Source organism: Streptomyces sp. NPDC087440 (genome assembly GCF_044744005.1).
Lineage (GTDB): Bacteria > Actinomycetota > Actinomycetes > Streptomycetales > Streptomycetaceae > Streptomyces.
Genome location: NZ_JBIUXN010000033.1, coordinates 19,514 through 38,955, shown reverse-complemented (window position 1 = coordinate 38,955; position 19,442 = coordinate 19,514). Strand labels below are relative to the sequence as shown.

At 68.4% G+C, this 19,442-nt stretch carries 16 protein-coding genes and 1 pseudogene; 9 read left to right on the top strand and 8 right to left on the bottom strand.

The window, feature by feature from the left end; genetic code table 11:
- Positions 1-46 precede the first annotated feature (46 nt).
- The 3 genes and pseudogenes from ACIO3O_RS40015 to ACIO3O_RS40005 form a co-directional block, all read left to right on the top strand.
- Positions 47-2,110 carry a hypothetical protein gene (locus ACIO3O_RS40015; RefSeq protein WP_401755013.1) on the top strand — a complete coding sequence of 688 codons (2,064 nt, stop codon included), beginning with the start codon at positions 47-49 and terminating at the stop codon, positions 2,108-2,110.
- On the top strand, positions 2,107-2,538 hold the full coding sequence (locus tag ACIO3O_RS40010; RefSeq protein ID WP_401755010.1) for a hypothetical protein: 432 nt from the start codon (positions 2,107-2,109) through the stop codon (positions 2,536-2,538). Before ACIO3O_RS40015 ends, ACIO3O_RS40010 begins: the two co-directional genes overlap by 4 nt.
- 848 nt (positions 2,539-3,386) lie before the next feature.
- Positions 3,387-3,913, top strand: a pseudogene (locus ACIO3O_RS40005) (ISKra4 family transposase); the annotation flags it as partial.
- Between the two features lie 483 nt (positions 3,914-4,396).
- On the opposite strand, the gene ACIO3O_RS40000 reads toward ACIO3O_RS40005, so the two are convergent.
- From ACIO3O_RS40000 to ACIO3O_RS39985, 4 genes are all read right to left on the bottom strand, one after another.
- A complete protein-coding gene (locus ACIO3O_RS40000; RefSeq protein WP_401755007.1) occupies positions 4,397-4,801 on the bottom strand; it encodes an acyl-CoA thioesterase in 405 nt (134 codons plus the stop codon).
- 132 nt (positions 4,802-4,933) lie between these two features.
- Complete coding sequence (locus ACIO3O_RS39995; protein WP_401755004.1) at positions 4,934-6,163, bottom strand: beta-ketoacyl-[acyl-carrier-protein] synthase family protein; 1,230 nt, start codon at positions 6,161-6,163, stop codon at positions 4,934-4,936.
- Between the two features lie 138 nt (positions 6,164-6,301).
- On the bottom strand, positions 6,302-6,577 hold the full coding sequence (locus tag ACIO3O_RS39990) for an acyl carrier protein (RefSeq protein ID WP_401755001.1): 276 nt from the start codon (positions 6,575-6,577) through the stop codon (positions 6,302-6,304).
- 220 nt (positions 6,578-6,797) lie between these two features.
- Positions 6,798-7,760 (bottom strand): acyl-ACP desaturase, encoded by a 963-nt coding sequence (locus tag ACIO3O_RS39985; RefSeq protein WP_401754998.1) that lies wholly within the window; start codon positions 7,758-7,760, stop codon positions 6,798-6,800.
- Positions 7,761-8,031: 271 nt separating this feature from the next.
- Here ACIO3O_RS39985 and ACIO3O_RS39980 point away from each other — a divergent pair, with 271 nt between their 5' ends.
- Complete coding sequence (locus ACIO3O_RS39980) at positions 8,032-9,141, top strand: SDR family oxidoreductase (RefSeq protein ID WP_401754995.1); 1,110 nt, start codon at positions 8,032-8,034, stop codon at positions 9,139-9,141.
- Positions 9,142-9,385: 244 nt separating this feature from the next.
- Here ACIO3O_RS39980 and ACIO3O_RS39975 read toward each other — a convergent pair whose 3' ends face one another.
- Positions 9,386-10,360, bottom strand: coding sequence for an LnmK family bifunctional acyltransferase/decarboxylase (locus tag ACIO3O_RS39975; protein WP_401754992.1), 975 nt, complete (start codon positions 10,358-10,360; stop codon positions 9,386-9,388).
- A gap of 816 nt (positions 10,361-11,176) precedes the next feature.
- On the opposite strand from ACIO3O_RS39975, the gene ACIO3O_RS39970 reads away from it, so the two are divergent.
- A complete protein-coding gene (locus tag ACIO3O_RS39970; RefSeq protein WP_401754990.1) occupies positions 11,177-11,935 on the top strand; it encodes a hypothetical protein in 759 nt (252 codons plus the stop codon).
- A gap of 74 nt (positions 11,936-12,009) precedes the next feature.
- Here the strand turns inward: ACIO3O_RS39970 and ACIO3O_RS39965 are convergent, their stop codons facing one another.
- From ACIO3O_RS39965 to ACIO3O_RS39955, 3 genes are all read right to left on the bottom strand, one after another.
- Complete coding sequence (locus ACIO3O_RS39965; protein ID WP_401754987.1) at positions 12,010-12,225, bottom strand: hypothetical protein; 216 nt, start codon at positions 12,223-12,225, stop codon at positions 12,010-12,012.
- A 303-nt stretch (positions 12,226-12,528) separates the two neighbouring features.
- Positions 12,529-13,116, bottom strand: coding sequence for a hypothetical protein (locus ACIO3O_RS39960; protein WP_401754985.1), 588 nt, complete (start codon positions 13,114-13,116; stop codon positions 12,529-12,531).
- A 428-nt stretch (positions 13,117-13,544) separates the two neighbouring features.
- A complete protein-coding gene (locus ACIO3O_RS39955) occupies positions 13,545-14,426 on the bottom strand; it encodes a hypothetical protein (protein WP_401754982.1) in 882 nt (293 codons plus the stop codon).
- Between the two features lie 449 nt (positions 14,427-14,875).
- Here ACIO3O_RS39955 and ACIO3O_RS39950 point away from each other — a divergent pair, with 449 nt between their 5' ends.
- From ACIO3O_RS39950 to ACIO3O_RS39935, 4 genes are all read left to right on the top strand, one after another.
- The gene (locus tag ACIO3O_RS39950) at positions 14,876-15,490 is read left to right on the top strand and encodes a hypothetical protein (protein WP_401754979.1); all 615 of its coding nucleotides are present in this window, start codon (positions 14,876-14,878) and stop codon (positions 15,488-15,490) included.
- Positions 15,487-15,708 (top strand): hypothetical protein, encoded by a 222-nt coding sequence (locus tag ACIO3O_RS39945; RefSeq protein ID WP_401754976.1) that lies wholly within the window; start codon positions 15,487-15,489, stop codon positions 15,706-15,708. The genes ACIO3O_RS39950 and ACIO3O_RS39945 overlap by 4 nt, the downstream gene beginning before the upstream one ends.
- Complete coding sequence (locus tag ACIO3O_RS39940) at positions 15,705-15,908, top strand: hypothetical protein (protein WP_401754973.1); 204 nt, start codon at positions 15,705-15,707, stop codon at positions 15,906-15,908. Before ACIO3O_RS39945 ends, ACIO3O_RS39940 begins: the two co-directional genes overlap by 4 nt.
- Before the next feature lie 518 nt (positions 15,909-16,426).
- A complete protein-coding gene (locus ACIO3O_RS39935) occupies positions 16,427-19,387 on the top strand; it encodes a GDSL-type esterase/lipase family protein (protein ID WP_401754970.1) in 2,961 nt (986 codons plus the stop codon).
- The last annotated feature ends 55 nt before the right edge of the window (positions 19,388-19,442 follow it).

The following is a 19,442-nucleotide window of genomic DNA, read 5'->3' as shown; positions in this document are numbered from 1 at the left end:
GTTGCCCGAGGGCACCGCTTGGCCGGGCCCGAGCACGCTGGTGCTGTTGAACCGGCAGATCAGGGCTGACGCACACCTGTCCCGGCTGTCCCGGTTCGCCGATGACCGCTGGGACCTGAACCCGGCGATCTTCGCGGAGCACGCACGCTCCGGGACGCTCAACTTCGACGTCATTGCCGAGCCGTTGCGGCAGGCCACGAAGTTCTACATCTGGCAGTTGATCAATCACCCCCAGGCCCGTCCCCTGCGGCACGCGGCGGCGGGCCGGATGGCCATCCATTCGATCCGGGGCTTCTTCTACAGTCCCCTGCAGCAGGTCCTGAAGTGGTTCGCGAGCCAGGGCATCACCGAGTTCTCGCAGGTCACCGAGGAGATGCTCTGGGACTACCTGGAGGCGCTCAACGACGACGAGGTTGCCACGCCCCAGCGCTACCGCCGCCTCACCGAGATCCGCCGGTTGTGGATGCACCGCGACATCCTGCCGCCCTGCCTGAGGCTTCCCGAGCCACCCCCCTGGGACGGCGAAGACACCCCCGACCTGCTCGAACGCCGACGCCGCGACGGAGAGAACCGGACGAAGCGGATCAGCGAACACACCATGCAGGCCCTCCTGCACTGGGCGGTGCGTTTCGTCGAGGACTTCAGCCAGGACATCCTGGCGGCCTGGGACGAACACCAGACACTGACGGGACGGCGCCCGGAGAACCACACCGGCAGCCGGCCGCCTCGCCAGCCCGGTGCTCTGCAGGCCGAGATCGCCGTCTACCTCGACGAGCTGCGCAGCCACGGCGAACGCCTTCCCGGCAAGCGCCGGCACGACGGCACCCTGGAACCAGCCTGGCGCCATATCGCTGCTCTGCTGAACTGCCCGCCCTCGTTCCGGTACAGCACGGCCGGAGATCTGATCACGGAGTCCGGGGTGCCTGTCGAGGACGACGTCTACCTCGATACCCCGATCACCGGTGAGCTGGACGGCCGGCGCTGGTATCCACGGATCCCGTTCGACCACGCCCCGCAGCTCGCCCGGCTCCTGAGCACGGCATGCTTTGTCATCGTCTCCTACCTCTCCGGCGCGCGGGTGGGGGAGATCCTCAACCTGCAGCGAGGCTGCATCACCTGCGACGCGGACACGGGCCTGTGGCTGATGGAGGGGCTCTACTTCAAGGGCGCAGAAGACGAAGACGGGAACACGATCCCGGAAGGTGCCGTCCGCGAGGAACCCTGGGTGGTCATCGAACTGGTCGCCCTCGCCGCCCACGTGATGGAACAGCTGCACGAGAGCCACCTGCTCTTCCCGAACCGGCTCAGGCCGATCACGCACGGCTCCGGCAAAGAGCCCAAACGACGCGGCGAGGCGCGCTCGGACCGCGCCGTCGCCGGGGACGTGGCCGCCTTCATCACCTGGGTCAACGACTACTGCCAGCGCGGGGGCCGCACCGACCTCATCCCCGCAGATCCTGCCGGGGCGCTCGCGCCCAGCCGCTTCCGGCGCACCCTCGCCTGGTTCATCAGGCGCAAACCACGCGGCCTGATCGCCGCGTCGATCCAGTACGGACACGCCTACACCCGGATGCTGCAGGGCTACGCGGGCTCCTACGACGCCGGATTCCTGGATGACTACGCCTTCGAGGACTGGCTCTTCCGTCTGGAAGGCATCGCCGAGGACGAACGACGCCTCCTCGCCGGTGAGCACGTCAGCGGACCGGCCGCCGACGCCTACCGATACCGCGTACAGGCCGCCCACCACGAGTTCGCCGGCCGGGTCGTGCACCGCGAACGGCAAGCACGTGATCTGCTCGGCAATCCGCTCCTGCAGATCCACCATGGCCAGGGCATGACCTGCGTCCTCAACCCCGCCACCGCAGCCTGCCAGCTCAACGGCCCGCCGGACGACCCCCTGGTCACCCCCGATACCGACGACTGCCGCCCCCGCTGCCAGAACATCGCCCGCACCGACCGCGACATCGCCCGCCTCCAGCAGCGTGCAGCCGAACTCCACGACATCGTCAACGACTCCCTCGCCCCGTCCATCCGTCATGCCCGCGAGCAGAACGAACTCACCAGGCTCCGCGGCATCATCGACGACCACGAGCGCCGAGAGGGCACATGACCAGCCTTCCGCTCGACGGCGAAACCGACCCCGTCCGCCGCAACCTCATCGCCGCCATGAACCGGCTCCTGTCCGGCACCCCACTGCGCTCCAGCGGCCGGCTGAACATCAGCCAACTGGCTGTCGAGGCCAACGTCGGACGATGGCACCTCACCCACCAGCACACCGACCTGAAAGCTCTCTTCCAGAGCGAAGCAGCACGGGAAGAAGGCAGGCGGGCCTCCGCCGCCCGCTCCGGGCCGGACCGCGAGGACCTGAAAGCTCAGCTCGCCGAACTCCGCACGTACTGCCGCGGGTTGGAACAGCGCATGGAGGTCTACGCGGCAGCCCTCCACCAGCTCGCCCTGGAGAACGCGGCGCTCTCGGGACGCGACGCCGAAGCAGCCAAGGTCAGAACGCTCCCGCGGCGACGCCAGCACCTGCCCTGACCACCACTGCGGCCAGGGGGAGCACATCCAGGAGGGTGCGGTGTCAGTCCAGTTGCTGCCACCACCAGGCGATGGCCGGGATCGGGAGCGGCGCGCGGTCGTTCGACAGCGGTGTGTGCCGCCAGTATGGCGCTTGGGCTGCCGGGCGGTCGGTGCCGGCGGCGGATCGGAAGCCCTTCGCTGGGCCCCGAGCCGTATCCGGTCTACCAGGTCAGGACGTGGCGGGGAGTTTTCACGTGGGCCGTGCTCATTCCGGGTACGTGCCCGGAGCAGCAAGGTCAGGCGTGGTGGAATCGGATGGATCCGGCCGCCAGGTTGCCTCGTGCAGCAGCCGCCTCCAGGGCAGATCTCCCTGGTTGGGCGGGCGCGGCTGGCGGGCGGCCGAGACCGAGATCGTCCCCAGCGTAGAGCACGACCACCCCCAACTTCGCTGCTGCGACTGCCCATTGGGCGGGCAGCCCAAGGGCCACAGGGTGTACGAACGGTTCGCTCATCAGGGGGCTGGTGACCATGACCGACCCTTCGGCCAGGGACACCCGCCACCCCGGGGCCGGTGGTACCGCCAAGGCGCCGCTGCGGGCCCGATGCAGACCGGCCGTGAGCGCGGCGGACACGAACGCGCAGACTCCGCCCGGCCCGGGCGAGGGCTCGTGCGCATCTTCCACCCACAGGCAGGGCACGGGGAAGACCGGATGAGCGACCACACCGCCGCCTACACGAATTGCACTGACTCGCCCCATGGGGGCAATCTTCCTCCGCCGTACCGCTGCAGCCCGGCCCGCCGCGCAGGCACAACCCCATGGTGGAGTCTCTGGAGCGCCTGTACGTTACCCGGCTGGTTTCCCGACTCCATGGGACTACGCAAGCTCACCGCGGTGGAGTCGGTGTGGGGCTCGTTCGAGCAGGTCCAGCAGGCGATGGAGCGCCGCTGCGGGAAGGCGAGGGGCGACGGCGTCTCGAACATTCCCGCCCTGTGCACCCGTGAGATGCCGCTGGTCATCCAGCACGACGGCACAGCCGTGGTCATGCGGGCCGAGGCACAGCGCGAGGCCGCCCGCAGGGCAGCTGCCAAGGCGGCGGCCAGGGTGGCCTGGTCGCTTTGCCGCGCGCGAGAAGCCCCACGGGAAGCGGATGGCGATCGTGGCCTGCGTCATCGAGACCGTTCCCGTCCCGTGCCGGCCGCACGACATCCTCCATCCGCCCGGCGGACGCACGGATACTCGGCAGGCGAGGCGGGGCCCGAAGGGCACAGTGCAAGTGGTGCACGACTTCGTGATCCGCATTCCGGAGCAGGTCGTGGCCGCTGTCTTAGACCAGGCTGAGGCGTTGCACCCCGCAGCATCTGCGGGACGGGGTCGCACTGGTCGACGGCGCCCCGCGCCCCACGGGTTCCTCCTGAGCGGCCGTGAGTGCGAAAGACCTGGATATCGCGGAAGTGAGGATGCGGGTTTCCGGGCTGCCGTGATGGCGCTGGGGTGTGGTGGGGTTACCAGCGGTGGGGGGATTTGTTCTGCCAGGAGGCAGGGGGGTGGTAGTCGGTGCAGCGTGCTGGCCAGCCTTGTTTCCAGTCGGGGCATGACGGTCGTGCTTTCCTCAGTGGGGGGCGGCAGCACAGGTAGGTGACGGCGGCGATGACGGCGGCCAGTTCGATTTCGGTGGGCTGTCCGGCTACGCACCATCTCTCAGGCGGTTTCTCCTCGGGTTCATCCACCGGAGTTCCTCCTTGCGCCAGGCGCCGTGTCGGCCGGTTGCGGAGAGGGGTGCGGCTTCGAGGGCAGCGAGGTCTCCGGCGGGGCGGTACGTGCCCGGGCGGAGGTCTGCAGGGTGGTGGGTGGTGGCGTGGGGGTGCGGGGTTGGGTCATGGGTGTGTCCATGGGGACAGGGCTTCGCGTTCGCGGGGGGTGAGTTTGCGGGGGCGGCGGGTTGTGGTGTCGATGGGGAAGAGGGTGCTGGTGGCGCGTGCGTAGATCTGGTCTGCGTCTTTGATTTCGTACGCGAGGTGCAGGGTGATGCGGGCCATGGCGGTGATCCACGTTTCGATGGTCACCGGCTGCGGCCGGTAGACGAGGGGCCGCAGGTAGGAGATTTCCTGCTGGGCGACGAGGAAGGTGTCCGGCAGGGGTTCCTCGTCGCTGTGGCTGCTGTCCTGGTGGAGCCGCACGCGGGCTTCTTCGAGGTAGCGCACGAGTTCGACGTTGTTGATGTGCTGGTTGGCGTCGGTGTCCGACCACCGGAGCGGGCAGAGGAAGACGTGTCGGGGCACGGTGGGGGCTCCTTGCCGGTTTGGCGTGACCCGCGCGCCCTCCTGCGGCACCCGACTGGCAGGGCGGGGCCAATGCTGTCCCTGACGGGAAGCGTTGGCCGCGGCGGACTCACGTGCAGTGGGGGTGTGGGGTCAGGCGGCGGAGAAGACCAGGGCGGCGTTCTGTCCGCCGAAGCCGCAGGAGGTGGAGAGGGCGTGCTCGTGGGCGAGCGTGCGGGGGGTGCGGGTGACGACGTCGAGTTCGCGTCCGCTGTCCTGCTGCTGGAGGTTCGCGGTGGGCGGCACCTGCTGGTGCTGGAGGGCCAGGATGCTCAGGGCCGCTTCGATGGCTCCTGCAGCACCGAGTGAGTGGCCCAGGATGCTCTTGGGCGCGGTCACCGGCGGCGGAGTGCCGTCGAACAGCCGCAGCACCGCCATGGCTTCGGCCTTGTCTCCCGCCGGAGTGGAGGTGCCGTGTGCGTTGTGGTGGCCGATGTGACGGGGGGAGAACCCAGCATCGGCCAGGGCCGCGCGGGCCGCTTGCTCCACGCCGGCGCCTTCGGGGTGGGGTGAGGTGGGGTGGTGTGCGTCTGCGGAGGCGCCGTAGCCGCGGAGCCAGGCACGGACACGGGCCCGGCGGGCGAGCGCGTGCTCACGGCGTTCCAGGACGAGGACGGCGGCGCCTTCGCCGAGGACGAAGCCGTTGCGTTCGGTGTCGAAGGGGCGGCTGGCGTGCTCGGGGCGGTCGGTCCAGGTGGAGAGGGCGCGCATCTGGGAGAACCCGGTGGAGGCCATGCGGGAGATCCCGGATTCGCTGCCTCCGGTCACGACGATGTCGCAGGCGCCGGAGAGCAGCAGGTCGCGGGCGGTGCCGATGGCAGTGGCACCGGAGGCGCAGGCGGTGGAGACGGTGAAGTTGGGACCCCGGGCACCGGTGTCGAGAGCGATCTCACCGGCGACCATGTTCGGGACGCTGCGGGCGAGGGCCAGGGGGGAGACCTTGGTAGGCCGGTCCTCGTGGAGGCGGCCGAACTCCCGCACGTAGTGCTCCAGGCTGTTGCACCCCACGCCCAGGACGACGGCGACGCGGTCGGCTCCGGTGAGCGGCAGGGAGAGGTCGGCGTCGGCCAGGGCGCGGCGGGCCGCGGCCAGTCCCAGGTGGGCGAAGCGGTCGAGGCGGCCGGCCAGCCGGTCCCCGAGCTCTGCTGCGGGGTCGAAGTCGGTGACCCGGCAGGAGAAGTCGACCGGCAGACCTGCGAAGGACGGGTCGGTGCTGGCCAGGGAACGGCCTGCGGACATGGTCTGGTGGAAGGTCTCAGGGTCGTTGCCGGCCGGTGTGACCAGGCCCAGTCCTGTGACGGCGACGTCGCCGCGTGATGCCATCCCTCTGCGCTCCTGTTGCGTGGTGCTGGTGCAGCACCCGGTCGGGTCTGCGTGGCGTGTGCGGCCGCGGGTGGGCGGGCCCCGGCGCTGCCGCACGCCGTCTGGACGGTGTGCGGCAGCCCGGAGCTGTCGAGGAGGTCAGGTGTTGTCGGCGACGGTGATCTTCTCGCCGGTGATGACTTCGCGGGCCTGGGCCAGGGTGCTGGCGGGCGAGAGCTCGGTGAGCTTGTCGGACAGTTCCTCGCCCGTGCGCTCCTCCAGAGCGACCAGGACCTCCATCAGCGCCAGGGAGTCCATGCCCAGCTCGTCGAAGGTCGTCTCGTCGGTCATCGACTCGCGCGGGACCTTGAACTGGGTGTGCATGACGTCGTGGAGAGTCTCTTCGGTGAGCGGCTGCTTGGCGGGAGTGGTCATGAATGCCTCCGGAAAAGTTGAATTGCCAATAGGGGAAGTGAACCGGCCGCGTGCCGAGGTCGGCATTTGGGGCAGGGCCAAATGGGGGGTGCGTGCGGGGACTGGCCGGGCCGGCTGCGGACATAGAGGAAAGGTTTCTGCGCCTGCCGCACGTCGGTCCCGCAGAAAGAGGGTGCGATTGAGAAGCCCCGCCGCGCTTCTGCGTGATCGGCGCGGAGTTCTATTCGGTACGGGCTCTTTCGTGGGCGTCGTTGCGTTCGGCTTCGCGCTGGGTGAAGCGTTGCGCCCCGCTCTCCAGCCGCCCCAGCAGGGCGGCCAGTTGGTCGCGGTGCTCTTCGCCGGACGGCCCCAGGTCGGTGCGGTCCATGACCTGCAGCGCGCGCATCAGGGGGGTGACGACGGAGTCGAGGTGGATCTGCGGGGTGTAGATGCCCGCCGAGGCCATCTTCACGGACATCGCAGCGAAGCCCGGCATCGAGTAGCCCGGCATGCGGAAGTCCCGCACGGTGAGCGCGAAGGCTTCCATCGCTTCGTCGGGGAACAGGTCGAACATGGCCGTGAAGAGATCCCGGTAGAAGATCATGTGCAGGTTCTCGTCCTGCGACATCCGGTCGAAGAGCCGCTCGCAGACGGGCTCGCCGCAGTGCTTTCCCACGTTCCTGTGTGAGACCCGGGTGGCGAGCTCCTGGACCATGACGTAGGCGAGACGCCGGGGGTCCTGGTCGGGGAAGACGTCTTCGACCGGGGTGGACATGTGCTGCATCCGGGCCCGTTCCAGGGCCACCGGGTCCACCGCCCGCGTGGCGTGCACGTAGGACTGCAGCACGGTGGAGTGCCGGTCCTCCTCGGCCGTCCAGCGGTGTGTCCATTCCGCCCAGGCGCTGCCGGTGGTGGACACCTGGGAGATCTGGTGGTGGTAGGTGGGGAGGTTCTCCTCGGTGAGGAGGCTGAGCACGATCGCCGACTGTGCGATCGGCGTCAGCTGCGACTGGGCGTCCTGCCAGGGCGTCCCGTCGAGCGGGCCGTCGAAGTCCTTGCCCTGCCCCCACGGCACGTACTGATGGGGAAACCACTCCTTGGACATCTCCAGGTGGCGGTCCATCAGCTGTGCAATGACCGGCTCCAGTTCACCGGACCAGTTGGCCGTGCGGAGGGAATCGGAGTTCCTCGGGGTGCTGCTCATGGGGGGCGAGCGTACGCGTTTGCGGAACCATTTCTGACAGACACACACAGAGAAACCATTCGAATAGTATTCCAGAAAACACATAACCATGCTGGAATGCCGCAATGGCATATTCACAACCACTGTGCGACATCATCGTCCTTGCCCCATTCAGGTCAAGGGAATTGACACCTTTTCCGGAAGGACCAAAGCATTGCTGCATGGCCGACACACCTGCTTATCCCGCCACTGCGCGGAACGAACGCACCGTGCTCCCGGGTCGGGCACGCCCATGCTGACCGCGATCACCGGTGCGACCGGATTCCTGGGTTCCTACCTGCTGTCCCGCCTCCTGGAGGACGGCGGTGAAGCCGTGGTACTGCTGCGCCACGACCAGGCCGCGGGCTGGAACCGGATCGAGTGCGCCCTGGCGGGCGTCGACCGGCCCTTGCCCGAGGACTGGAAGGACCGGGTCGAGCTGGTGCGCTGCGACGTCACCAGTGAACGCCTGGGGCTCGCCCCCCAGCAGTGGCAGCAGCTCGCGGACCGCATCGACGCCGTCTGGCACAGCGCGGGGCTCATCGGCCTCCAGGACACCCCCGAGGCGCTGGACCGGGTCAACGTCGCCGGCACCCGGCGCATCCTCGAACTGGCCGCGGCCTCCGCGCGCCGTCCCCGCGTCGTCCACGTCAGTACGGCGTTTGTCGCGGGCGAGCGCACCGGGGGCACCATCGCCGAGGACGACCTCGACGACCGGTACGGATTCCTGTCGACCTACGAGGCGTCCAAGTGCCGGGCCGAGCAGATGATCCGCCACTGGGCCCGCGAGAACGACTACCCGGTCACGGTCCTCAGGCCGAGCATCCTGCTCACCGACCGGCCCCTGCCCCCGCGCGCGCCTCGCCATCCGCACGCCGAGATCGGCGCCCGGCTCCGCATGCTCAACCGCAACCCCTCGCAGGCCCTGCCGCTCGACGCGGCCGACGCCGGCGTGGCCACCCGGTTTCCCGGTCTGCCCGGCGCGGCCACCAACCTCGTCCAGGTCGAGTACGCGGCCGACGTCATGGTGCACCTGGCCCGCCGCACCCCGGAGGCCCTGGTCGAGACCTTCCATGTCACCCATCCAAAGAACACGTCCGTGCGGCAGATCGTGGACGTCATGCTGATGGCCTGCCCCTGGCTGTCGCTGGAGCTGGACCCCGACATCACCTCGTTCGGGGAGATGGAGCGGGCGCTGAACGACGTCCTCGGCGGCATCGGCACGCTGCCCAGGGCCGACCGCCTCTACGACCGCTCGCGCACCGAGTACGCACTCAACGGCGCGGTCGCCGACCCGCCGGTCATCGACGACGCCTACCTGCGCGCCAGCTTCGGGATGCAGGAACCGGTCCCGGCCGCCTGACCGCGCCCCAGGGGGCCGCTGCCGAAGAGACGCGTCCGGCCTTCCGGTACCGACGGCATGTGCCTCGGGGCGGACCATGACGGGCTGGCGAGTCTGTGGTTCGTGGGGCGGGGGCCATCAGCTCGGGGCGGGACCACCCGCATCACGGTAGCGCGGGAGGACCCATCCGCGCAGGAGTGCGGCCGATCACAGGCCCCCCTGCGGGCGGACCGGACGATGCCACGTCCGGCTGCCCGCGGCACGGTCATACCTCTGGAACGCGCAGCCGCACGGAAGCCACCGCCACGAGGCGCCCCGACCCCGCATCGCGCAGGACCACGTCCGCGACCTCCTCCCGCGCGTCCGTGCCCGACCCCCACAGGCCCACCGTCAGATCCAGCTGGGTGCCCGGATCCGCATTCGCGAAGTAGCAGATCTGATGATCCAGCAGATGACGCCCCAGGAAAGCCTGTTCGCTCCTCCCCAGATGTGTCCACAGCTGAAGCATCGCCGTGTCGACAATCGAGAAATACGAAGCGAAGTACAAAAGCCCCGCCCCGTTCAGGTCCCGCGCCGCATCCACCCGGTAGCGGGTACGGAAGTCCGGCTCAGTGCGCCGAAAACCCGGAACCGGCGGAAAGAGCCCTTCCTGACGGACAGCCGCCACCGTGGCACGAGGCGAACAGTTCTCCGGCAGCGGAGGAAGCACGGAATGATCAAAACCGACGGGGATCGAGGTGAGCAGCTTCTGGTTGCTTCCGCCCTCTCTCCGGCTCAGCCACCGGTTGAACGTCTCGACGTAGAGGCAGCCCGGCTCCGGATGATCAAGTTCCTCGGGGCGAAGACGCTGCACCGCAGGCAGCGTGGCGCTGCGCCTGGACGGAGTAAGCCGGTGCACGGTGAGGGCCGAATCGATACCGGCACCGTAAACACAGGATTCCAGGTCCAGCTCGTCACCGAACGTCAGACCATAAGGATGAACATCCGTACTGCCGCGCGTGCGGAAATAGGAAAAAGCCAGATACGCGGGTTTCCCGTCGGCGGTGCGGGCCTGGAAGGTGTTGAGTGAGGCAGCCCGGCCCACCGCTTCCCAGGTCCAGTCACCGGCCTGCGCGAAGAACAACGGCCCCGGACCGCACATCGACGGTGAGACCGTGATGCGCCGGGCCGCGGATGCATCCGGCATGAGAGAAGATGCCGCTGCAACGGTCAACACTTCGGAAGTGAGCGGGTCGTTCATTCCGGTCTCCTCAGGTTGTCACGCACACTCCGACGGCTCACAGCAGTGCCGGGTGTGTCAGCACCACATGGGTACCAGCCGGTCCTCGTTCCCACACCGATTTGATCGCTGGCTCATTCACCGGGCACTCATTTCAACGATCCCGGAGGCCGGTTTCTGTGCCGACCGGCAGTTACTGTTCGTTCCTTCGCTGCTTCCCGCACACCGCGGCTAAGGTCGACTGTTCAGTCGTAACGAGAGGGGGATCAAGATGGGGCGCCGGTTGCAAACAGCTGCCGCAGTAACCCTGTATACCGGACTCAAAACCTGGCTGGTCGTCGGCGGGACGGTCGTAGGCGCATGGGAATACTGCCGTCAGCGCATGAGCGCACCCATGCCGAGGAACCGGCTGACCCAGAAACGGGAACGTCCTCTCCCCCGAGAGGAAAAGCAGCCTTAGCCGTGCCGAAGAGAGGTATTCGCGCGCCTATCGGCCTTCGACAGGCGCTTGCCCCGCACACCACCTGCCGTCCGTACCGGTGGTCGCGACTGTGTACCAGCCGCGTGCACGGTGAACGTCCACTGATGAGTGAGCGTCAAGTTCGCCCGCGGCCAGACCGCGAGTGGGGAGACGGGCAAGAATACCGCTCCGCCGGAGGGCCAGGCCGATGCGGACGGCTGCGCCAGCTGACGGTGAACTCTGCGTGGCCGCCCGCATATGCCTTCCCTCTTGCGGGTGATGCCGGGCTCACGGGCGCCCCTCTTACCCGCAGCCCTTTCGTGTTCACCGGGTTCCCCTCAATGCGGTGGAGCAAAAATCAGTTCTAAAATCCATGAATGCCAACACAACAGGATCTGGCGGCCGAGCTGGACTCCCTGCTACAGCAACTGGGATCAGGGGACTGGCTGCCGACCGCGCGCGAACGCGCCTGCGCTGCCTACGTACTCGCCGGCCCGGATCTTCCCACCGCCGAAACCCTGGCCACCGCAGCCCACATGTGCACGCCGCATACAGGCTGCCCGCTGTCTCCCGTCCTGGCGGGCTGCGTTGCTCTGATCCGCTCTGGGCAGCAGGATGACCAGCCCGGAGAACTCCCGCTGCAAGCCATACTCCAGTCGCTGCTGCACGCCGTGCGCGCCACCCCTGCGTCCACGGACGAAATACTGGAACTGGCCCGCGGTTGCCTCGACGAAACCTGGTACCACTACCGGGACCGTCGGCAGCCCGTACCGGATGCAGACCTGGCGGCCGCGCGGGCATCCGGTCTCGTCACACCCCCAGCCACCCCCGCAGAAACGGCCGCCGAAGACGCCGTCCTCCAGCAGGCGGAGCTGCTGGTACGTGCAGTACCGGCGCTCCGGCACGCAGCGACGCTTCCTTCCTCCGGCCCGCTACCGCTGCTGATCACGCTTGTGGCTGACCTGTGCGACGCCCTACGGGAGCAGGTCGGGCCGATGGACCAGCCGAGGAACCGGTTGTCTGAGGAAGGAGAGGCACGAGCACACCGCAGTGACCTGGTCCGCCAGCTTCAGGAAGTGAACGTCCTGTACTTCCGGCTTGCTGCCGCGCTTGGCTCGCTTCTGGCCCGCCCCTAGAAGCCCTCCCGCACCTCCTGGACCAGCCGGTGCGTGCCCTGCAGCGCCTCGAAGTCGATGCCCCGGGTGCGGAGCTAGGGGACCGGGGCGAGGATGCGCGCCGTCTCGGCGTCCACGGTGGCGAGCGCCCCCGTTACCGCCTTCGCCGTGTCGACGGCGTCTTCGACGGCAAGGGGGCCAGCCGTCGCGGCCGGCGGTTTCGGCGGCGTCGGCGAGGAGGCAGCCGAGGACGGCCTGGGCGTCGGCGAACCGGGCGACAGGGGTGCGGCCGGGGTGGTGGTGTCGTCCACAGCTCTTCAACGAGGGGCGGTGCGGGCTTGGGGTGTGCCCCTCAAGGTCGGATATCCCGAATTCTGTGAGGCTCCCCGCCGGGTCCGTCACCTCTTCGCCACTCAGTGGCGACTGCTTCTTCCCGCCGGTGGCGGCGTGGTGCCCTTCGGCAGGGTTGCCGGGCGCAGCGTGAAGGCCCCGGCCGGTTTCCCGGCCTGGGGCCTCGGAGCCACCTTCACGTGGGCAGTCTGGCCGTGTCACTTCCGGCCTCTCCCGCGTCTACGGAAGGGGGTCTGCCGCGAGTGCCTGATGGCCGGTGCGTGTCAGGAGAGGGACTGGCACACCGCGTAGATGGTCATCTTGTTGTCGATGGTCGAGCGGGCGGCCGCGTTCCAGCCCTTGGCGTCGTCCGTCGGGTTGTTGCGGTAGACCGAGTGCTGTGCGGAGAGCGAGCCGTCGGAGATGAACGCTCCTCCGCCGGTGACGGTGGTTCCGGCAGGGCAGAACGCCTTGCCCTGCGAAGCGGTGTTGGCGGGGACGTCGATCTCGTTGGTGACGATCACCGACTCCTTCGCGACGCCCTTCGCGCCCGCCGGCCCAGCAGGACCCGCCGGACCGGCCGGGCCAGCAGGGCCAGCAGGGCCGGCCGGTCCCGCGATGCCGTCCTTGCCGTCCTTGACGCCAAGGGTTTCCTTGATCTCGTTCTTGTTGTTCTTGATATACGTCTTCACGCACTTGGCACACCAGTTGTCGTCCCCGCCCTTGGGCGCGGCGGCCTTCTCGGTGACCGTGCGGGAGTTGGCGGTGGCAGGAGTCTCGGTACCCGAGTCGGTGGTCTGGGCCAGGGCCGGGCCGGAGGCGGTCGCGAGGCAGACGGCGGCAGCGGCGATGACAAGCAGGGGATTCTTCATGCCCACCACTCTTAAGGGGCAAAAGCGCCTCGACACACCGCTGCTACGGCAAACGAGGAAGCAGGCCACCCGCACGGCCCACACCCCCGGACGCGGACAGCCGTGCCGCACGGGTACACGCCCACGGCGGCCCGCCCATGCCGGAACCGTTGCGAGCCCGGTGCCGGGAACGGAAACAGCCGTACATGACTCTGCGATCACAGGGTCCTGTACGGCTGTCCCCCTTCGTGCCAGGTGGTGCGGGTCAGACCGTGTTCACGCAGATCCCGAAGGCCTGGAGCTCGGTTTCGGTGCTGGCGTTGTTGCCGCCGACCACCTGCCAGGCGCGGACTGGCGAGAAGTCCCTGTCCAGGACAGGGCACGGCCGTGCGGGGCTCTGCGATGGCAGAGCCCCGCACGGCTGCTGTTGCGGTCTGGGGTGGTGCGGGTCAGGCCTTCTTCACGCAGATCGCGTAGGCCCGGACCTCGGTGTCGGTGCTGGCGTTGTTGCCGCCGACGACATACCAGACGTTGCCGGTGGGGTAGCTGCGCACAAGGTAGGTGTTGCCGGGGTAGATGCTCTCGACCCGGCCGCCCCCTCCGGTCAGGACCGTGCCCGCCGGGCAGGAAGCGGCGGCGGACCGGGTGGTCTGAGCAGGCAGCGCCGTCACGGGGCCCTCGACGATCTGGGACTCCGGGATACCCGTGTTCGAGTCTCCCTTGTCGCCCTTGGGCCCGGCGTCGCCCTGGTCTCCCTTGTCGCCCTTGGAACCGGCCGGTCCGGTGTCACCCTTCGCGCCGTCGGCACCGGCAGGACCCTGCGGGCCAGCAGCTCCGGCGGCACCCTGCGGGCCTGCGGCCCCGGTGTTGCCCTTGTCACCCTTCGGTCCGGCCGGGCCCGCCGGGCCCATGTCGCCCTTCGCGCCCTGGGGGCCGCCCGGAGTGCCGGGGTCACCCTTCTCGCCCTTGAGCTCGGCCTTCTCCGCGTCGGTCCAGTCCTTCGGGCTCGTCGCCTTGCCCTGCGGTCCCTGCGGTCCGGCCGGTCCGGCCGGACCGGCCGGACCGGCCGGTCCGGCCGGACCCGCAAGGCCCTGCTTGCCGTCCTTGCCGCCCAGGAGCTTCTTCAGCTCCTTCTGGTGCTTGGTGATGTAGCCCTTGACGCACTTGTGGCACCAGTCGCCGTCCCCGCCCCGGGGGGCCTCGGGCGCCGACACGGCGGTGAGGGCACGCGACTGCGGCAGAACGGTAGGGGCGGACAGGGCCAGGGCGGGAGTGGCGGTGGCAGCGACAGTCGCAGCGGCCAAGACCATCCCGAACAGTGTGTTCTTCACGGGCTCAGAGTCAGGGTGACCAGCCGTCCCACCAAGCACATAACTAACAGGTCATCAGATGAGCACACGTTCGGACCAGTCGCCAGCCCATAGCGCCTGGCCGACGCGGGAACCCGCAGGAGACAAAGGAAATCCCCGCCGGGCTGTGAAGAAGACGATCTCGGGCCCGGCGGGGATACCCCACCATAAGCACCATCCCCCGGGCCTTCGGGACCAACGCGCCGCACCCTCCCCAGCACCCCACGCGGCCCCAGCCCGTAGCCAACCACCCCACGTCACAACCAACAGGGGAAGTGCCACAGCTTCTCACTAATGGCGTTCCGACGGGCCGCGTGGTTCTCGGAATCTTCGAATGCTGGATCGTGATGTCCAGGGCGGCCGGGCGGGTAACGCCTTCTCAGAGGCCATCGAACCGCATGTGGGTAGCTGTTCTCACCGCAACAACGCTGTTGCTCATCAGACCAACCCACCAGGCCTATGAACAGGGAATCCCCGTCCCATCGCGGATCAGATCACCTATATCAACTGGGGAAAGAACCCATGGACGCGACCCCCGGCCCGTCGAACCAGGCGAGCGCGCAAAGTCCACGCGTGCCACCCGCGAGTTCTCCCACGACACCCTCGACTCCACCGCCCAGCACGCGGCCCTCCTCGGACTCGCGGAGGACCTCGGGCTGCGCCTGCGCACCACCGGCCAGGTCACCAAAGCCCTGACGCTGACGGTCCGCTACGCCGACCGCACCACCACGAACCGCTCCCGCACTCTGAAGGAGGCCACCCAGCACAGCCGCGCCCTCGCCGCCGATGCGCACGCGCTCCTGGCCGTCCTCGGCCTGCAACGGGCACGCGTCCGCGCCTTCACCCTGCGCGCCGAAGGCCTGAGCCCGGCCGCCGACGCGAGCGCCCAACTGTCCTTCGAGCCCACGGACGAGCACGCCCTGGCCCTGGAAACCGTCGCCGACCGCATCCGCGCCCGCTACGGCTCCTCAGCCGTCCAGCCCGCCACCCTCGCCACACCCCACGTCCAGTCCCGCTCCGCGACACGGCAGGAAGACCGCAGATGAACTGGCAGCCCAGCCCGTACGAGCACTACCCGCACGTCTACGCGGCACTTGCCGCCACCCACCAGGGCCGACCCACAGCAACTGTCGTGGCCCTGCTGCGCCAGGCCGCCGACAGAGCGCTGCTGGAGTTCCCCGAACGAGATCTCTACGACCAGGCCCGCGCCATCACTTCCGGCTCCGCCTACCGTCTGCGCATCGCACCCTGGACGCACGCATGAGCGAGCGAACGGTCTACCATCTGACCCTCCGCTTCCGCCCCACCGGACCGGAGGTATACGGACAGTGGGAAGACGCGGCGACCGCCGACGCCAAGTTCCGCACAACCGTGGGCCTCTACGCCACCCCCGGCGTGACGATCGAACTGCATGAGCAGCACGACGGTCTGCCGGAACGCCTCCGACGACGCTGGCGCGCATAGGGTGCAGCGGGCCCCACTCCGCTGCTCGCCTGCCCCGCCGGTCCCCGGGACCGGCGGGGCAGGCCTTCGACGGGGCGGTGGTGCCCTTGCCGCATGATCTGCTGGCGCTGCTGGAGGTCGTCACGACCCGCATCGAACAGCTCGCCGGAGGCCTTCCGGTCGCGGTCGCGGGCCGCCCGCTGTCTGGCGGTCACCGCGAGCCGGGTCTGCCACGAGGCTGCGCACCGGAGGTGTGTCCTGATGGCGCCGGTCGACATGGCCGCAGAACTTGGCCCGGACGAAACGGCGGTACAGGCGGTGCTGGGTCGCCTCGGCGGCCGGTCGTCGCTTACCGAAGCCTTTGTGAGGAGTTGTGGCCGGATCCCGGGCCGTCTTCCCTCAGCCTGCACCACCTGAGCCGACCCCACCCGACGTTACAGCGCAGGCCAGGGCTGAGTGCGGTGGATGGGATCATGAGGAGGGCGGGGCCTGTCGTGGTGTCCGCATCTCCTTCTGTGTCTTCATACCGTGAGGCAAGTATGTTACGAATACCGATCTTTCGGCTGTGGGTGGCGGCCCTGCTGGGTCTTGCCCTCACGGCAGGGGGACTGGTCGCGGCAAGACCCGCCGAGGCCGCGGATCTTCCGCTCTCCCGGGCAACCGTGATCAGCAACAACCTTCAGGGCGGGACCGCCGGGGCCGACAGCAAGTGGACCACCACGGTGACTGGGCAGATCCGATTCGCCGACGTGGTCTTGCTCCAGGAGGTCGGCTCCAGCGGGCCGCCCAGCGGCAGGCCCCAGACCCCCATCATCGTCAACCCGGGGGGACGGGGGAGCGTGACCATCGAGCACTCCACCTGGATGCCCAGAGACATTCCCTACAACGTGTACTTCCTGCGGACCTCCAACGGCGGCCGGGTCAACAGCGCGATCGTGACCCGCGATGTTCCCGACGAGGTCAACGTGGTGGAGAACCCGATTCCCGATGGGCGAGCGGCACTGGGGGTCCGGTTCGGCAACCACTGGTACTTCACGTTCCACGGCCAGAGCGGAAGCGGCGGCGATTCCGGTGCCCTCCTGGGCGCTGTCAATACCCAGGTCGCGCAGTGGAGCAACGGCCGAGCGGTATGGACGGTGGGCGGTGATTTCAACGTGGAACCTGGCGTCTTGCCCAACCGGTCCGGATATCCGAGTGGTGTCGCGCGCATTCATAACTCCGGGCTGCCCACCCACCAGAGCGGCAGCGAGTTGGACTACTTCGTCACCAACGACCTAGTAACCGACACCCCCACTACGCGCCTCCCCGGTGGACAGCCCGACCACTACCCGGTGAACCTGGGCGGTCTGCGAGCCGCTGCGCTACCGCCTGTCGCACGGATCCGACCCACCGTGCCCGATATCGACAATGTGAGATCGGGCATCACGGACGTGTTCAAGGGGCTGGGCGTCGGGGTGCTGGCGTTCTTCGCGATCACTTCTCTGAAGCGTGACGTCCCCGTGGACTTTGTCGGCTCCCACCACACCTCGGACGGTGTCGCCTACGACACCTTCGACCACGCACCTGCGGATGCGGGCGGCGCCAATATCGTGCTGCTCCAGCCCAGTGCCGCCACACTCGATCTGAACGACACCGACAAAGCGATCGCGGGCATCCGCAGCCGGGTCAACGCCCTTCAGGTCAATCCCGATGTCGTCGTCATCCTGGGCGGGGTACTCCCCGCATCCGGCACCGACCCAGGACAAATCAAACGGTTCAACAGTGCCCTGCGGGACTTGTCCATCCAGATGGCCGGCAACAAACGGCGCGTTGTCCTGGCCGACACCAGCACGATCACCGCGGGCGATGTCACGGCCGACGGCTCCCTCACCGATGCGGGCAGAGCCGACCTGTCACGCGCCTACAGCGAGGCGGTCGTCTCTGCCCTCGTACTGGGCTGGGTCGAAGACATTGACGAAATCCCGGGCAAGGAGAAGGCGAAGGTCCGGCTGATGCCGGCGGGTGACTCAATCACGGCAGGCTTCCAGTCCTCGGACAACAACGGCTACCGCGGCACCCTGTACACGGACCTGGGCAAGAGCCCGCTGGTCGACGCCAGTTCGCTGGAGTTCGTCGGGTCCATGCGCTCAGGCAACATGGCCGACCCCGACCACGAAGGCCACAGCGGCTGGCTGATCGCGGAAATAGGCCAGGCCCTCCGTGACGCCGTTCCCGCGTACCGGCCGAACGTGGTGACGCTGATGGCCGGCACCAACGACACCGACCGCGACCACCAAGTGAGCACGGCACCGGAGCGGCTGGGCAGTGTGATCGACCAGATCCTCAAGGACAGCCCCGGCGTGACCGTGCTGGTGGCCACCATCCCACCCAACGCGAACCCCGCCGGCCAGGCCCGCGTAACGGCATACAACAGGGAAGTCACCACGCTGGTCTCCTCGCGGGCCGCCACCGGCGCCAAGGTGAACCTGGTCAACATGAGCATGCTCACCCCAGGGGATCTGAGCGACGGACTCCACCCCAACGACACCGGCTACCAGAAGATCGGGCACGCCTTCGCCGCCGCAGTCAACGGGGCCATCCGCGCGGGACAGATCAGCTCCCGCGACGACGGCGGACAGCAGTGCACCGACACCCCGGGACGCTGGATCGACCGGGGGCAGATCGCTTCAGGCATCGCCGCTCGTTATACCGAAGAGTATGTGTTTGCGGATCTCGACGGAGACGGGCGTGCTGATTACCTGCTTGCCGACAGAGCAACGGGTGCGGTTCGGGCCTGGATGAACAGGGGCGGCGACCAAGACGGTAGAGCTGGCTGGGAGCCGCGCGGCCAAGTCGCCTCCGGTATCGCCTCAAAGGACGAACGCCTCGTGTTCGCGGATCTCGACGGAGATCGACGCGCTGACTACCTTCTGATCAACTACGAAACGGGTGCGGTTCGGGCCTGGATGAACAGGGGCGGTGACCAAGACGGCAAACCTGGCTGGGATCCGCGCGGCCAAGTTGCCTCCGGTACCCTCACCTCTCCGCTATCAGAGTGGGTCGTCTTCGCCGATGTCAATGGCGACGGACGTGCTGATTACCTCGTGGCCGACCGCAAATCCGGCGCCGTCCAGGCCTGGATGAACATCGGTGGTGACCAGGACGGCAAACCCGGCTGGAACCCGGTCGGCCAGATAGCCGCCGGTACCGGCGGCGACGGTTATGACGTGAGCGGTCCGTATTTCGCGAACGTCGACTGTGACAAGCGGGCCGACTACCTGATCGTCCACAGCAGGTCCTGGCCCAGCCCCGTTACCGCCTGGCTGAACAGAGGCGGTGACCAAAACGGGAAATCCGGTTGGATACCCCGCGGCCAGATCGCCGCAGGTATTCCCCTGGGACACTCTGAATACAGCGTATTCGCTGACATCGACGGAGACGGCCGCGCCGACTACCTCGTGGTCGACCGAGGGACCGGAGCCGTCAAAGCCTGGATCAACAATGGCGGCGACCCTTCCTAGGCCCTGACCTGAGAGCTGCTGCTGTGCTGGGTGGGCTGACCGGGGAAGGTCTCGG